General features: G+C 61.1%; 14 protein-coding genes. All 14 read right to left on the bottom strand.

Translation table 11 applies throughout. The features are described from left to right. Positions 1–24 precede the first annotated feature (24 nt). The 14 genes from AC3WOG_RS24305 to AC3WOG_RS24240 all read right to left on the bottom strand — a co-directional run bounded on the left by AC3WOG_RS24305 (position 25) and on the right by AC3WOG_RS24240 (position 16,096). Positions 25–1,323: an amidase gene (locus AC3WOG_RS24305; protein WP_492580454.1), complete on the bottom strand. Its 1,299-nt coding sequence runs from the start codon at positions 1,321–1,323 to the stop codon at positions 25–27. 33 nt (positions 1,324–1,356) lie between these two features. Then, complete coding sequence (locus AC3WOG_RS24300; protein ID WP_492580453.1) at positions 1,357–2,064, bottom strand: branched-chain amino acid ABC transporter ATP-binding protein; 708 nt, start codon at positions 2,062–2,064, stop codon at positions 1,357–1,359. After that, complete coding sequence (locus AC3WOG_RS24295; protein WP_492580452.1) at positions 2,061–3,923, bottom strand: ABC transporter permease subunit; 1,863 nt, start codon at positions 3,921–3,923, stop codon at positions 2,061–2,063. Before AC3WOG_RS24295 ends, AC3WOG_RS24300 begins: the two co-directional genes overlap by 4 nt. Further along, a complete protein-coding gene (locus tag AC3WOG_RS24290) occupies positions 3,916–4,749 on the bottom strand; it encodes a branched-chain amino acid ABC transporter permease (RefSeq protein WP_492580451.1) in 834 nt (277 codons plus the stop codon). Before AC3WOG_RS24290 ends, AC3WOG_RS24295 begins: the two co-directional genes overlap by 8 nt. Positions 4,750–4,824: 75 nt before the next feature. After that, positions 4,825–5,994: a substrate-binding protein gene (locus AC3WOG_RS24285; protein WP_492580450.1), complete on the bottom strand. Its 1,170-nt coding sequence runs from the start codon at positions 5,992–5,994 to the stop codon at positions 4,825–4,827. A gap of 63 nt (positions 5,995–6,057) precedes the next feature. Next, complete coding sequence (locus AC3WOG_RS24280; RefSeq protein ID WP_492580449.1) at positions 6,058–6,954, bottom strand: nitrilase family protein; 897 nt, start codon at positions 6,952–6,954, stop codon at positions 6,058–6,060. A gap of 917 nt (positions 6,955–7,871) precedes the next feature. Next, positions 7,872–8,960 carry a YncE family protein gene (locus AC3WOG_RS24275; RefSeq protein ID WP_492580448.1) on the bottom strand — a complete coding sequence of 363 codons (1,089 nt, stop codon included), beginning with the start codon at positions 8,958–8,960 and terminating at the stop codon, positions 7,872–7,874. Between the two features lie 117 nt (positions 8,961–9,077). Next, on the bottom strand, positions 9,078–9,614 hold the full coding sequence (locus AC3WOG_RS24270; protein WP_492580447.1) for a hypothetical protein: 537 nt from the start codon (positions 9,612–9,614) through the stop codon (positions 9,078–9,080). Between the two features lie 247 nt (positions 9,615–9,861). Beyond that, on the bottom strand, positions 9,862–10,326 hold the full coding sequence (locus AC3WOG_RS24265; RefSeq protein ID WP_492580446.1) for a hypothetical protein: 465 nt from the start codon (positions 10,324–10,326) through the stop codon (positions 9,862–9,864). 6 nt (positions 10,327–10,332) lie between these two features. Beyond that, positions 10,333–11,553 (bottom strand): PstS family phosphate ABC transporter substrate-binding protein, encoded by a 1,221-nt coding sequence (locus tag AC3WOG_RS24260; RefSeq protein WP_492580445.1) that lies wholly within the window; start codon positions 11,551–11,553, stop codon positions 10,333–10,335. 58 nt (positions 11,554–11,611) lie between these two features. After that, positions 11,612–12,841, bottom strand: coding sequence for a PstS family phosphate ABC transporter substrate-binding protein (locus AC3WOG_RS24255; protein WP_492580444.1), 1,230 nt, complete (start codon positions 12,839–12,841; stop codon positions 11,612–11,614). A gap of 9 nt (positions 12,842–12,850) precedes the next feature. Then, positions 12,851–14,035, bottom strand: a complete 1,185-nt coding sequence (locus AC3WOG_RS24250; protein WP_492580443.1) for a PstS family phosphate ABC transporter substrate-binding protein — start codon at positions 14,033–14,035, stop codon at positions 12,851–12,853. Between the two features lie 3 nt (positions 14,036–14,038). Next, a complete protein-coding gene (locus AC3WOG_RS24245; protein WP_492580442.1) occupies positions 14,039–15,082 on the bottom strand; it encodes a PstS family phosphate ABC transporter substrate-binding protein in 1,044 nt (347 codons plus the stop codon). Between the two features lie 15 nt (positions 15,083–15,097). Continuing rightward, on the bottom strand, positions 15,098–16,096 hold the full coding sequence (locus tag AC3WOG_RS24240; protein ID WP_492580441.1) for a PstS family phosphate ABC transporter substrate-binding protein: 999 nt from the start codon (positions 16,094–16,096) through the stop codon (positions 15,098–15,100). Position 16,097: the final 1 nt, after the last annotated feature.

Raw genomic sequence — 16,097 nt, 5'->3', positions numbered from 1 at the left:
CTCCTTGCATCGATGCGCAGTTCCCTACGTGGTGTGAGAACGTCCGACCGATGCGGCGATCGCCCGCTCGACGAACGCGGCGGCGTCGAGGCATCGGGCATCGTCCCATGGCCGGCCGATGACCTGCACGCCGATCGGGCCGCCTCGCGCACCCCAGAGGCCCGGTACGTTCACGCACGGGCAACCGAGCAATGTCCAGTTGCGATTGAACGCGGGATCGCCGGTCGAGCCAAGGCCGTCGGGCGCTTCGTCCGGCGCGCTCGGCATCAGCAAGCCGGTCAGGTCGTCGAACAGCTCCGAAAGCTGGCCCTTCGACTGTGCCATCAGCACGCACGCTGTGACATAGCTCGCCGTTTCGATTCCCGCCGCGCGCTCGAGAAAGCCCGCGAGCATCGGCGACAGACCGGCACGATGATGATCGTACTCGAAGCCCAGCGCCCGATATGCTTCGTAGCTCTGAATCGTGTTGTGCGCGGCGACCAGGTCGGCCATCCACGGGGCGAAGCGCACGCGCCGCACGCTTCCGCCCGCGTGCTCGATAGCCCGCACCGCCGTGTCGAGCGCGGCGCTGGCATTCGCGGACGGTTCGGTCCATGGGTAGTTGTCCGGCACACCGAATACCGGGTTGGCGGATACGCCAGCTACGGCCAGTTGGCGGCCCGACAGCACCTGCGCGAGGTAAGCCACGTCGCGCACGCCGGCGCCAAACAGGCCAATCGTATCGAACGACCACGAAAAGCACTTCATGCCGACGGTCGGCAGCATGCCGAATGTCGGCTTATAGCCGGCGATGCCGCAAAACGAGGCGGGCCGGATGGTCGAGCCGCCGGTTTGCGTACCGATCGCGAACGGCACCATGCCGGCCGCCACCGCGGCGGCCGAGCCGGACGACGATCCCCCCGGGGTACGCCCAAGGTCGCACGGATTGCGGGTGACCGGCGGGGCCATGTACGCAAACTCGCTGGTGACGGTCTTGCCCAGGATGACGCCACCGTTGCGCCGCAACAGGGTGACGATCGCGGCGTCGGATTTCGGTTGATGGTCCTCATAAATGGGCGAGCCGTAACGGGTGGCGATGTCGTAGGTGTCGACGATGTCTTTCACCGCGATCGGCATCCCCGCGAGCGGGCCCTTTGCCAGCCCCGCCGCAGCCAACGCGGCTTCGCGCGGCACCACGGCCGTCATGGCCCGGACCTCCGGTTCAACCGCCTCGATGCGCGCCAGCGACTCGACCACGATGCGCTCGCGCTCGCGAGGATCGCGGGCGGTTCGCTCAAGCAGGTCCAGTCCCGAGCAGGGGCGATAGAGTGAGTATGTGCTCATCGTGCCTCGGATAGTGTGATGGTGGTCCTGACGTCAGACACGCAGGTGTTCAAAGATCGATGCCGCCGCCGTTTCACGCTTCGCATTGCCGTCGTCGATGATCTCGCCCTGCTTGAGCACGGCATAACGGTCGGCGACTTTCAGCGCGAAAGGCACGTTCTGCTCGATCAGCAGAAGCGTCGTGCCGTGCTGGTTGCGTTCCCATAGCAGCGCGTCGGCGAGACGATCGATCACGGACGGCTGCAAACCTTCCGTGATCTCGTCGAGCAGAATGATCGATGGGCGCATCATGAGCGCGCGCGCCACCAGCAGCATTTTCTGTTCACCGCCGGACAACGTGCCGGCGAACTGCTTCAGCCGGCTTGCGAACACCGGAAAAACCGGCTCGATTTCGGCAAAACGTTCGTCGAACACCGACGCCTTCGCGAGCCCGAGGCGCAGGTTATCGCGAATGCTGAGATCCTGAAACAGTGCATGTTCCTGCGGCGCGTAAGCAATGCCCTCCCGCGCGATCCGATGGGGCGCCATGCGTGTAATGTCTCGCCCGCGCGCGTGGATGGCGCCCGCTTTCTTCGGCAGATAGCCCATGATCGCCTTGAGCAACGTGGTTTTGCCCATGCCGTTCTTGCCGAGCAGCGCGACGGCCTCGCCGTTGGCCACTGTCATCGACAGCTTGCGCAGCACGACCGAGGCCTTGTAGCCGCTGGTCACGTCCCGAAGTTCCAACGCGATCCCGCTCATGACGCCTCCCGTTTTTCGCTCTGCTCGCCGGCCCCGGCGTTTTGCGCGGTACCCGCATAAATCGTTCTGACCAGCTCGGAGTTGACAACTTCGCTGAAGTTGCCTTGCATCACGATACGCCCCTGATGCAGCACCACGATGCGCGTGGCGATCTCGGCGACAAAGTCGAGATCGTGCTCCACCAGCAGACAGCAGAGCTGATATTGGTGTGCCAGCGCGGCCAGCACATTGCCGATTTGCGTGCGCTCAGTTTTGGTCAGTCCCGCGGTGGGCTCATCAAGCAGCACGATGCGTGGCTCCAGTGCGAGCACCATCGCCAGTTCCAGCGCCTGCTGCTCCCCGTGCGAAAGATCTCTCGCGACCGCCCCGAGCTTTTGATCCAGCCGGGTGGTGCGGATCACTTCCATCGCGTAGGGCGGCAATGCAACCGTAGCGGAGCGCCGGAACAGCAGGGGCCGCTTGATGATCGTGCCAGCGATTCGCAGGCACTCCGCCACCGTGAGCGTCTCGAAGATGTTCGCGTTCTGGAACTTGCGCCCCAATCCGAAGTGCACGCACCGGTCCGGGGGCACTTGCCGGATATCGTTGCCGCACAGCACGACCGTGCCGGCGGAGCGTTCCGCGCCGTCGCTCATGCAACGCATGAGCGTCGTCTTGCCGGCGCCGTTCGGACCGATGACGCCGACCAGTTCGCCCGCGTTGGCGTTCAGGTCGATACCTTGCAGCACTTTCAGGCTGCCGAATTGTTTGGCGACACCGTTCATCTGCAGCGCCGGCTCGGATGACTGTTGCCGGTGATCCGCGCGCCCGGCGCGCTCCACCAGTTCCGGCTCAGCGCCGTAGCCGGCCAGATCGCGCAACGGCTTCAGCAAGAGCGGCACGAGACCTTGCGGCAATAGCACAATCACAGCCACGAACGCGGCGCCGAGAATCAATTGCCAGGCGAACGGCATGCTGCCACTGAGATAGGCGGTCCCGACGTTGATCAGAAGCGCGCCGATCACCGGTCCCCACAGCGTTCCCCGGCCGCCGAGCGCAACCCAGATGATCAACTGGGTGCCAAGGACGAACCCGGCCAGCTCAGGCGCCACCACACCGCTAAACGAGCCGTAGCCGAATCCCGCCAGACCGGCGATGGCAGCGGTTACCACGAGCAAGACGATCTTCACGAGCGACGTGTTGATGCCGAGGTACGAGCAGCGCGACTCGTTGTCGCGAATCGCAGCCAGCACGCGGCCGCCGTCGCTGCGTACGAAGAGCCATGCGATCGTGGCGACGGCCAGCAGCGCCGCGCCGGCGAGCCAGTACCAGGCGTGCAGCGAAAGATCGAACGTCTCGTAGCCAGTCAGTCCCGAACTCGAACCGGTCCATGCGCCGCCGGAGAGCAGCAACTGGCTGAGAACGATCGGCAAAACGAGCGACATCACCGTGGCGAAGAACGGCGACGCGCCGCGATAGAACGACAGCCAGCCTAGCAACGCGGCGACGGCCGCGGTCACCGCGACAGCCGCTCCCATGGCGAGCACCACATAACCCGCCGAGAAACCGCCGTGCGTAAAGACAAGCCCCGCCGCGTAGGCGCCGAGACCGAAGAACGCCGATTGCCCGAACGTCAGATATCCGGTGTATCCCCACAGGATGTCCACTGTCACTGCCACGATCGAAAAGAAGAACGCCTGAATGAGGACATTCAGCAAATACGAGCCGAATACGAGCGGCCCCGCGGCCAGCAGCACGACAGCCAGGCCGCCGCCCATCAGCAGACCGCGTCCATGTACGGCTCGCCGGCTGCGCGCCCGCTCGACGCTGTGCACGGACCGGACACCGGCCCGATGTGGCGATGCATCAACTTTAGCCATGAGAAAACCCCTTCGGACGAATGCGCAGCGTAAGCGCGGCTAGCACGGCAATAGTCAACCCGCCCAGCACCGGACTGACGAACGTGCTGACCAGCACCTGGCAAGCGCCGAATACGAGGCATGTCAGCAGCAGGCTGAGCATCGAGTGTCCTGAAACCATCACCAGCATGAACGCGCTGACAAGCCACGGCAGTCCCATGTCCGGGTCTACGCTGGACAACGGCGTAATAAGCGTGCCGGCGAGCGATCCCAGCGCGGCGCCCAGGCTGAAGGTGATGAAACGGATGCGACCGGAATGAATGCCGAGGCCTCGCGCGAGGTCCTCGTTCATGATCACCGCGCGCGTCTTGATGCCAAAGCGTGTTCCCGTGAGCAGCGCGGTCATGAGGGCACAGAGACCGAGCGCGACCGGGATCAGCAGCAAACGGTAAGCGGAATAGTCCGTCCCCGCGATGGTGACGGCCCCTTTCAGCGGCGTCTCCACAAACTGTGCCTCGCGGCCGAAGGTCATCACGACGAGCTGCCCGATCACGATGCCGAGACCCCACGTGGCGAGAATCGCGTCGAGCGGACGCTTATAGAGCGGCCGCACAATCACCAGTTCGACGAGCATGCCCACGACGGTACCGACCACGATCGCGAGCGGCAAGCCGACCCACGGATTCAGCTTCAACTGCGTGACGACGAAGCTCGCGTAGGCGCCCAACGTCAGTAGCGCGCCGTGGGCGAAATTGACGATTTTCATCACGCCGAAAATCACCATCAACCCGGCCGTCACGATGAACAGCACCGCCGCCGTTGTGAAAATGTCGAGTGCCAGAATCATTGTCTTCTCCAGTCACGTCCGCCTGGGCGTCGGATGCGTCTACGCCTCAGGCGAATGCGGTATGCCGAACCGCCTCTACTTGATGCTCGGGCATTGCGCGCCCGGATCCACGTCCGGAACAGTCTGCAGGATCGTGACCGAGCCGTCCGGCTGAATCTGGCCGAGGCGCATCGCGAGCGGCGTGTGGCGACTCATGTTCATGGCGACCAGTCCACGCGGTCCGTCGAACGAGACCTGCCCCAGCGCCTTGACGACCTTGTCGGCATCGGTGGAGCCGGCCTTTTCTACCGCGGCCTTGTAAAGGAAGAAGGCTTCGTACTGCGGTTCGGACAGTTCGTTCGGCGTCTTCAGGTCCTTGCCGAACTTCTTGTCCATCGCGGCCAGAAACTTCTTGTTGCCCGGCGTACCGATACTCGTCAGGTAGGAGCCCGACATGTACATGCCCGCGGCGACGTCGCCCATGCTCTTCGCGGTGCCTTCGTCGATTGCGAGGTTGCCATAGGGCAGCGTCATGCCCGCCCCCTTCAGCTGCTTGGCGAGCGATACATTGGGCGCGCCGCCGGCCGTCGCGCTGATCAGCGCATCGGGATGAACCGAGCGGATCTTGGAGAGAATCGGCGTCCAGTCGGTGCCGTCGATCGGCAGATATTCCTCGCCGACCACCTTGCCGCCGTGCTGCTCGATGTACTTCCTGGTAAAGCCGAGCATACCGCGGCCAAAAACGTAGTCGTTGCCAACCAGATAGAAGGTCTTGGCGCCCTTGGTTTTCGTGAAGTAATCGACCACCGGCGCGACCTGCTGCTCCGGCACCCAGCCGTTGACATACATCCACGGGCTGCACGAGCGGCCCTCATAGAACGACGTGTAAACGAACGGCTTCTTGCCGCGCGCGACGATCGGCAACGCGGCATTACGCGCGGCACTCGTTTCCATGGAAATGATCGCGTCGACATTCTTCTGGAACACGAGCGCGTCGTACGCCTTCTGGGCGCCGACCGCTCCCGATGCGTCGTCGGTGATGTCAAGCTGAACCTGGCGGCCCAGGATGCCGCCGGCGGCGTTGATTTCCTCGACCGCAAGTTGCGATGATTGCACAACGGCCGGCGCGACAACGCTATTGGCGCCGGACAAGCCTACCGATACGCCGATCCTGATCGGGTCGGCGGCGAGCGCGCTGATGCAGGTGCAGGCGGTGGCGAGCGCCACGATAGCGCCGGCAAGGATGGGTCTGTTGAACGGAAGCATGGATTTTTTCCTCACAGTAGTCGAATGAAATGCTTGTATTTCATACAGGCGCGATGGGATGCCTCATGAACGTGAGGCAGGCCAACCGGTGCCCAGCATCGGGTCGTACACGTCCGTGCGCCGGTCGCGCAGCACGTGGTTGAAGGTATTCAGCGTGCGCGCCGCACGGGTGCGCGTCAGATCGATGGCGGCATACAGAATTTCTTCGCGGTCGACGCTGGCCGGCCCTGCGACAGGCCAGCCGTTGCCATTCACGATCAGGCTCTGGCCGACGAACGGTTGACCACGTTCAATGCCGATGCGATTGGCGCATGCGATCACCACGCCGTTGCTATGCGCGGCCGCCATGGTCAGCGTCGTCGCCATGGCGGGACGATCATCCGGTTGCGCGGGCATCGGTACCCAGTTGGTCGGCACACACACGAGGTCCGCGCCTTGCATCGCGGCGAGGCGGTATGTTTCGGGAAACCAGCCGTCGTAGCAGATCGCGACGGCGATGCGTCCCAGCGGCGTGTCGAACACTGGAACGCCAAGGTCGCCCGGTTCGAAGAATCGATGCTCGTCATTCCAGAGATGCAGCTTGCGATACACGCCGACGTAACCCGAGGGACCGATCAGGATGGCTGAGTTGTAGAGTTGTTCGCCCGAGCGCTCGGCGATGCCGGCGACGATATGAATACCAAGACGCTGCGCCGTTTCGGCGAGCAGCAGCGCGGTTTCGCCGTCCGGAATCGGTTCGGCCAGCGCGAATACTTCGTCGCGATCCTTGAACACGTAGCCGGTGCTGACCAGTTCTGGCAACACCACCAGCGACGCGCCGTGATGCGCCGCGGCTTCGATGTGGCGGACACATTGCGCCACGTTGTGGCGCTTTCTGCCGACATGAGGTTCCATCTGAACGCATGCGATGACGAGGCCCTCAAGGCCACGTTCCGCGGAGTGGTACTGCAGCGTCACCATTTCTTCTCCAAAAAGCAAAAAGCCCCCGAACCTGCGTTGGACGCGAGTTCGGGGGCTGCATAGCCTTCCATATGTGGCACGGCAACGTTGCCGTGGAGCCGCCAGAAAAAAATGACGGTTCAGTGGGAGTGAATTTATGAAGTCAAATTCACGATGTCAAGAGATTTGACAGCCCATAGGGTAAGTACTCGCGGGTCGTGATCGCAGGGCCGCAAGGCGCTGAAATGTCCATGCCCAGTCGGCTTTTCTGACGGCCAGCGCGTTTTCACTACGCTCCGGGCTCGACTCGGTCGTGTCTTAAGGGCCGAGTCTCGGCTATTGATCTTTCCAATATGCGTGACACCGAAGAAATTGTGCGGGACCTTACTGGAAGCAGCAAGCACGTCGCTACCCATGAATCGCTTTAAAATCGGTGATCTACAGGACGTCTACGGAAGATTGTAGAGGAACTCGATTGGCTTCCGAAAAATGAACCCAATAACTTCCGTTTCAGTCGCCCAGGCACGGTTTTTCGAGGTTGGAAGACTCAACCAGTTAACCAAATAACCTCCAGGTTCGACGTTTTTTAACCATATGGAGTGTCAGGCACTGTGCGACGTTGGACCTGGACATCGCCTGCCCATCGCGATTGGGCAGCAATGCCGCCTCGTCATGGAGTGTCGGATTCAGGCGTAGCCAGGCGCGGATTTCTTGCACAGTGGTCTTCCACAAAGGTACTGATCGCTGCTTGCGACCCTTGCCGGGGAGTGCTTGTTGTTCGCATCGGGTCGTTGATAGGCCGGGACCCGCGAGCAGCCCCCGACCCTTACCGTCACCCAGGCTATGTCGGCAGTAGGCGATAAAGAGAGTTTGGGCTGCACAGGCATTTTCTTTGTGCGCCCTGGAACAAGACTGACCGTTGCCGCCCGCCGCTGCGGTTACTTGCCTGCAACGGAATCCTGCGGGCTCCCGGCGTTGACGGTGAACCACAGGAGTGCCCCGCCGACCTTTTCGTCACCCGGCGAAATCGCGGCGTACACGCGATTGAGCGCGGGTACGAGAATAGCCGTCTTGGCTCCCCTCGCGGACGACACGTGCGCCAGTTCCTCATAATGATCGGCGTCCTTTTGCTGGATCACGCCGAGGTAGTCGTCACCGGCGAGATAGATTCGGCGGTTCGCCACGTCGAACAGCATTTCGTTGGTTCGTTCCGGCGCCTTGAAGCTGGTGACCTCTGCTCCCGTGTCGGCATTGAGCACGAACAGTTTGAAAGGCTTGCGCGTCACGACGAACAGCCGATGATGGTCTTCATCGAGCGCCATCGGCGCATTCATCTCGCCGTCTTTAATGGGCCAGGTTTCGATGACGGCGCGCGTGTCCTTGTTCACCACCGCGATCTCGCTCTTGCCGGTCAGATTGATATAGAGCCGATTGCCCTTTTGTTCAGCCGCCATCGATTCGGTGAAGTCCGTATCGAACTTGATGTCGCCGATCCGCTTGCCGCTCGCCGGGTCCACCTCCGAGACGACCGTGTCCGCCATCTTGACCTTGGCGTTCTTGCCGCCAGTCACGATGTAAAGGCGCTTGCGGGACGGGTCATAGCGCATGGAATCCGCCCCCGGCGTCAGCTTGATTCTTCCGACGATCCGGTAGGTGGTGGCATCCACAATCTTGGTCATGCTCTCGCCGCTATCGGTGACGATCAGACGATTTCTTTCCGGCAGATAGAGGATGGCATGCGGCTGCTCAAAACCTGTTACCGTCCTCACGTGCTGACCCGTTTTCAGATTGAAAATTTCGAGCGTGCCGCCGTCTTCGCCGGCGAGGAACAGGCGATTTCCCTTCAGATCGACGGCGAAGTGATCGAAGTCTCCGGTGTAACCCGGCAAGGCGCTGCGACCCGCCAGCGTGAGTGGCGCATTTGCCGACTCAGTTTGGGCGGTGCCCCCGGCATAAGACTGCCTCGCGTAGAGCGCAGGCGCGAGGAGAATCGCGAGGGACAACATCGCGGAAAATCGTGCGCGCATTTTCCGTCTCCTTGATAACGGTGATGTAGTCTTTAGAGACCTCTGGAATTTCGTTGCCTACCGAGGCGGCCAGGCAACGAAACCTCGAGGGCCGAAGAGGATAGTCCGCTCCCGGTGTTACCTGGCCGGCTCGTACAGTGCCGCATAGCTCGGAATCTGCTTCTCCAGACTGTCGCGCAACGCAGTGGATGCCAGGAAGTAGTCCTTCTCGCCCTTACCGCTGTTGGCGTCGTTCTTGTAAGCGATCACGATTTCGCCGATATTTTCGCCGGACGCGTCGCGCAACGGCAGCATCATGACAAATTTCTTCACCGTGTCATTCGTGCGATGCCATCTCGGGTCGACGATCGTAATGCCCTTTTTGCTGATGTCGATGTCGTCCGGATCGTCCGCATTGCCGATGCGATCCGGATAGGAGCCGGCGAACATCGTGTACTTATCGGTGGCGCCGGGCGGGATTCCATGGAACGTCACACTGAGTAACTCCGGATGCTGCGCCATGATCTGATCGGACAGCGTTTGTGCATAAATCTTCTGCGACGGCGGTGTCCAGTTCTTGGTGTTTTCGGCATGCGCCGCTTCGGCAGTCCAGAGGGACGTGACGCACAGCGCGCCGAAGGTCGCTGCAAACGCGATTTTCTTCAAAGGTTTCATGTTTATCCTCGATAACCAACAAGTCGATACCGGTCAAACGGTGAGTCTGATTCTAGGTTCGATACCTTGAGCGGAAATGAAAGAGTCCTAAATAAAAATTCAGCTGGTCTGAAACCCAGGATCGTGGTGCATGGGCGCTTTATTCTCAGGGTTCGGCAACGGCGTGTTGAGGTGCGCGACGCCCCCTCAGGTGCGTAACCCGCCTGCGTAAAGTAGAAACGGAGTGGTGACTAATACAGCCCCGTGTCTATCGGGACCGCTCGAACAGCTTCTCCAGCGATGGGGTTTGGTCAGCCAACTCGTCCCGAATCTGCTCCGCCAGTTTTACTGTTTTTGACTTGTCATCGCCGGCCTGATATTTAAACGTCGATCCGATTACGCCGATCGTTTGCCCGGCGGCATCGCGCATTAGCACTTCCACTGACAAGTCACCGGTTTTGGTCATTTCAACGCGCGGCTTTCCTGTATCGAGCACGCTCAGATCGTCGGCGTCGGCTTTCTTGCCGATGCGGCCGATATTCGACGCGATAATGATGTTGTCGGTTTCCGCCGGCGGGGTAACGTGCAAAGCCAGCACCGTCAATTCGGGATGCGCCGCCAGGGTCTTGTCGACCAGCTGTTGCGCAAAAATATGATCGGTGGACTGCGCACACACCGGCAACGCCAGCACGAAGGCCGCTGACAGGAAGAAGGTTCGCTTCATCTGGTTCAATCTCGCTCAACCCAATTTATCAAGCTGCTCGCGTGCTGCATCGGCAGTCAGCGGCAGATATTTTCCATCGCGCTCGACGGCAGCTTGCCCTTCCCTGCTGAGAACGTAGCGAAGGAATTCCTTTACTTTAGGATCAGTTGGTTTGCCTTTTTCGCGCTTCAGGTAGTAGTACACGTCGCGCGTCAGCGGATACTGGCGCGCCTGCACGGTCTGGAGCGTGAGGTCGACATAGGGTCTGCCGGTCTTCGCGGCGACCGCCAACGCCTTGGTTTGCGGCGTCTTGAATGGCATTCCCGTGTAGGCGATCCCGTACTTATCCTTCGAGAGGTCGTTCATCATGAGTTCGCCCCCTCCGGTCAGCGTGCCATCCGTCTTTTGTCCCGCCATGTTCGAGTACATGCGCAGTTCTTCATTCCACTTGCCCGATCCCTTCAACACCTTCTTGTCGATTTCATCGGCGAAGTGATACTTGAAGTTATAGCCGTACACGTGAATCGGCTTGTCGGCCCATTCACCGGTCAGGCCGAGTTGGCCCCAGGTACGGATGTTCTTTTCCGGGCCGCGCGCGTATTCCGGCCGCCACGTCAGTCCGTCCCACCCTCCGGCGCGCTCGGCACCGAAAATCCCGTCGAGTTGCTCTAACGTGACCCGGGAAAGGGGATTGTCCTGATGCACGAAAATGCCCAACGCGAAGGTCCAGCCGCGCACGTCGTAAGAGCCTGTGGCCATCACGATCTCCACGATGTCGACGGCGGCGGAGCCTTCTGCGCCGCCCTCGGCGCCCTCGCGCTCGAATCCCTTCAATTCGTCCCACAGCGCCTGGCGCCCCATCGGCGCCAGGTCAGCGACACCCGCGATCAACCCGGGAAACGCGACCGACGAACTCGACAGGTTGTCTTCGAACCTGACAGCGGGATGGAATTTCTGAAAGGCCTGTTCCCATACCTCGACGAGCGGACTGTCCTGGATATAGTTATTGCCCCACTGCCGGATTGTGCCCGTCACGCGCTGCGCGGGCGCGTATTCGGGCAAGCCGCTCAGGTCGAACTGAGGTTGGTAGAACTTGCGCACCGCCCGCTTCTTCGTACCGGCGGCTCGGGCCTTCGACAAGGTCGCGGCATCGGTAGTCGGGGCGACAATGTCCGCGGCCCAGACGGATCGCGGTGCAAGCGACGCGGCGGCCAAAGGTGCCGAGCAGAGTCCGGCGAGCACGCTCCTGCGCTTCATATTGCAACTCCTCTGGGCTTCTTGAGCCCGCTATGTGCGATATCGACGGTGACACCGTTCATTTCTCGAGCGCATCGAGCTTCTGCAACCCCGCCCTGGCGACTTCGGCGGTAAGCGGCAGATACTTTCCATCCTTTTGCACCAGTTCCTGACCTTGCCGGCTCAACACGAAGCGCAGGAATTCCAGCACGCCCGGATTCACCGGCTTACCGGCCTCATGGTCCAGATACGCAAAGATCTGGTCATAGAGTGGATAGGACCGGTTCTGAAGTGTCTCCAACGTATAAGCGACGTAAGGTCCGCCATTTCTCCAGGCCACCGGCAGGATCTTCTGCGTCGGCTCAGACGCGCCGCCGGTCAGATTGGTCGTGGGCGCCGCAACGATGCCGATGCCGTAGGGATCATTAGCGAGGTCCTCGTTCATCCCGCGCTCCAGCTTGCCGGTCTTCGACACGTAGTTCGCATAGATCGTGAGATGCTCGTTCCACTTGTCGCTGCCCTTGAGGATGCGATCGGAAATCTCGGTCGCCTGGTGATACCGCAGTGTCAGTCCGTACACGTTAATCGGCTTGTCGGCCCACTCGCCGTCAAGTCCAAGCTGACCCCAGGTGCGGATATTCTTCTCCGGGCCGCGCGCCCAATTGGGACGCCAGCTCGTCCCCTCCCATCCGCCGGTGCGCTCAGCACCGAAGATGTCGTCAAGCTGTTCCATAGTGATCCTGGTGAGTGGGTTGCTCCTGTTCACGACGACGCCGTATCCGGGTTGCCAGCCGGGAACGTCATAGGACCCGGTCGCAATGTCGATCTCGACCGGCGCATGATTGGTGGATCGCTCGAACAGCTCCTGCTCCTGAAACGTGATCTTGCGTCCAATGCCCACGTCGCTGATCCCGAGAGCCAGCGAAGGCACCGCGGACAGCGTCGTATTCATATGCCAGTCAATCGTGGCATCAGGGTGGTACTTTTTAAACGCAGCTTCCCAGTAGCCGCCGAGGAAGCCGTCCGTGATGTAATTGCTTCCCCATATACGGATCGTGCCGCTCACTTTCTGCTTCGGTGCGTAGTCGGGCAGTCCGGACAGATCGAACTTCTTCGTGTACGCGACGTGCCGACCGCGTGCGGTCATCATCTTCGCGCGGGCAGCCTGCATATCCAGACCTTCAGTGGACTCGCCGTCCCGCTGTCCTTTTACGGGTGAGTCGGTGCCGGCGAACACCGTCGCCGAAGCGGTGATACTCATCAGAAGCGCCAGGCTCAGCGCGGCGCCAGCGAATTTGCGATTCATCATCTGATCTCCTCAATTAAGTTTCTTCAGTTCGTCACGTGCTGCTTCAGCGGAGAGTGGAAGGTACTTGCCGTCCCTCTGCACAGCTTCCTGCCCCTCGCGGCTCAGAACGAAGCGGATGAATTCGCGCACCTTCGGGTTCATCTTTTCGCCGGGTTTGACGCTGACCCAGAACGACTGGTCTCCCCACAGCGGATAGGTGCGGTTCTGCAGCGTGTCGATGGTGTAGTCGACGTAAGGACCGTTGTCGTCCCTGGCGACGGCCAACACCTTGACGTCCTTCGGAAAGCCATCGTGGTATCGCACATAGCCGATTGCCGACGGGTCCTTGCTCACCTGGTCGGTGATCTGGTCCGCTTCAAGGTAGGTGGTGCCGTCGGCGCGACGATAGTTGGCATAAGCGTGCAAATCGCCATTCCACTTGTCACTCGCCCGCAGAACCTTGTTGGAGAACTCGATCGCGGTCGCGTAGCGCAGGCTGTAGCCATGCGGATGGATTTTTTCGTCGGCCCACGATCCGTTCAATCCCATTTGGCCCCAGGTGCGAATATCGCCTTCGGGTCCGCGGGCGAACTCCGGGTGCCAGGTCGTGCCGACCCAGCCGCCGTCGCGTGTAGAACCGAAGATCCCGTCGAGTTGTTTCATCGTGATCCCGATGATCGGGTTGTTCCTGTTCACGATGATCACCATGTTGTTCTGCCAGCCCACATAGTCGAATGAGCCGGTGACCACGGAGATTCCAATCGGCTCATACCCTTTCAGACGCAAGTGTCCGAGGCTGTCGTAGAAACTCGGTGCGTGGTTGATGCCGATTTCCGCGCGATCGAAATAGAGGCACGGAACCGCGATCGCGGCCGTGGGCAGGTAGTACTCGATCTTGATGCCTGGCTGAAATTTCTCGAACTCCTGCTTCCACCAGCCGCCAAGCGGCGCGTCGCCGATGTAGTTATTGCCGCAGATATGCAACGTCCCCTTCAGCTTCTGCTCCGGCACGTAATGAGGAAGTCCGGAGAGATCGAACTGCTTCGTATACGCCGGCCGATTGGCTCTGGCCGACATGCGAGCCTTACGCTCGGCCGCCGAGCCGATCGGAAGTTTTTTTGATGCTTCGGTCGGCTGCGACTGCCAGGTATTCTGTGCCACCGCAATCACGGACATCAGCGAAAGCACGAGCGCCGCAAATGATCTTGTCACCATCCTTCAGTTCTCCAGTTTGCTCAGTTCCTGGTCGGCGAATGGCGCGAGCATCGGCAAATAGCCCTGACCATCGCGCAGCACCGCTTCCTGCCCTTCCCGGCTCAACACATAGCGAAGAAATTCTTCGAGTTTGGGATCGACCGTCTGGCCCGGCGCCCGATTGAGGAACATCGTGATCATCCGTTTGAGCGGATAGGTGTGGTCGATGACGCTCTGCTTCGTCGGCTCGACGAACGGGCCGTTGTCGGCGACACCCAGCGCGAGCGGCTTGACGTTCGGGTTGTGATAAACCAGACCGGCATAGCCGACCCCCAGCGGGTCTTGCGCCAGCGCGTCGAGCATCATCTGCCCACCATCTGTCGCGCCGCCTTTTGAACCTGGCGCATCGGCGAACTCACGCAGGCCGGGATTCCATTTCCGCGCACCCAGAAAAACAGCGTCTTCAAAGTACTCGGCAAAACCTCGCGCGGTCGGCAACCCGTAGAGATGAACCGGCTTGTCGCGCCATTCGCCGGTCAGGCCGAGGTCCCCCCAGGTTCGCACCGGTGCCGCCCCCCGGCGGTGATCGACGCTATACAGCGCGTCGAGTTGCGCGAGCGTCAGACGGGTCAGCGGATTGGCTTTGTTCACAAAGACCACGATCGCATAGCCCCGGTTGCGAACGTCGAAGCTGCCGGTCAATACGTCCACGCCGGTCGGCGGGTAGTGGAAAACCTCCTTGAACGCCGCGACCTCGTTAGGCCAGATCTCGCGGCCCATCAGAGCAAGGTCGCCCGTGCCTGTGTACAACGCCCCGATCGCCGATGCGGTGCCATGCAGTTCGTTATCGAACTGCACATCAGGTTGATATTTCCGAAAACCGGCTTCCCAGGCGCGCACCAGCAATTCGATGAAATCGGTGGCGTTGCCGTACGCACCATGCCCCCAGATGCGAATGACACCGGAAACGTGTTGCCGGGGCTGGTAGAGCGGTGGCAGGTCCAAGCTGTCCGCGCAGGCGTTGCCGGCAATCAGAAAAAGACAGAGCAGTAACGATAGGACACGCATGATCATTTTCACCGACTAGTCGAGCCGCTGGAGTTGCTGCTGCGCGCTTTCAACGCTCAGCGGAATGTAAGCACCGTCGCGCGCAACGGCGGCTTGCCCGTCCCGGCTCAGGATATAGCGGAGAAATTCCTTCACCTTTGGATCGATCGGCTTGCCCGGTGCGCGGTCCAGCACCATCGTGATGACGCGCGCAATCGGATAGGTGCGTTCCTCGACGTTGCGCGCCGTCAGCGGATAAAAGGGACCCGAGGCGTCGCTTGCCAGCGCCACCGGCTTGACTTCATCGTTACCCGCGCTCAGCGGCGCAAAGGCGATTCCCGCGGGGTCACGCGCCACTGCGGCAAGCAGATCCGGGCCTTCCGCAGAGATTTCCCGATAGCCCGCATTCCATTTCTGGCTGCCTTTCAACACTGCATGGCGGATAAAGAGCGCAGGAATGCTGTCCACCGCCGGACCATAGACGTCGATCGGCTGGTCCATCCACGCGCCCTCGAGGCCAAGCTCACCCCAGTGACGGAAGTTCGCCTGACCGCGTTTGTGCTCAGCGCCGAAAATCGCATCGAGTTGTGCCAACGTGAGTTGCGTGATCGGATTGCGCTTGTTGACGAAGATCGCCAGGTTCGCGCTGGGCCGCCCGGCACGCAAGCCGGCGTTGGCAACCTGGATGCTGACGGGCTTGTGCAGATGCACCCATTCAAATGCCATGCTCTCCACCGGCAGACGCATCTCGCGCCCCATGAACGCCAGATCGGCAACGTCGTTGTACACTCCCGCCATGGTCGATTCCGGTCCATGCAACTGCTCGCTGAATGTCACCCCCGCCTGAAACCTTTTGAAGCCGGACTCCCAGTCTTTAAGCAGCGAACCATCGGCCGGACTTCCCCAGATCCTGATTTCCCCGCTCACCTGCTGAAGCGGTTCATATCGATCGGGCGCAGCCGTCCTGGCTGAAGCCGCGCAGGCCGCCATGGAGACCGCAACGACAAAGCTGAGAGCGTGAAGGCCGACTTTCATG

Source organism: Paraburkholderia sp. FW306-02-B (genome assembly GCF_058782725.1).
This window is presented reverse-complemented; position numbering and strand designations above follow the sequence as displayed.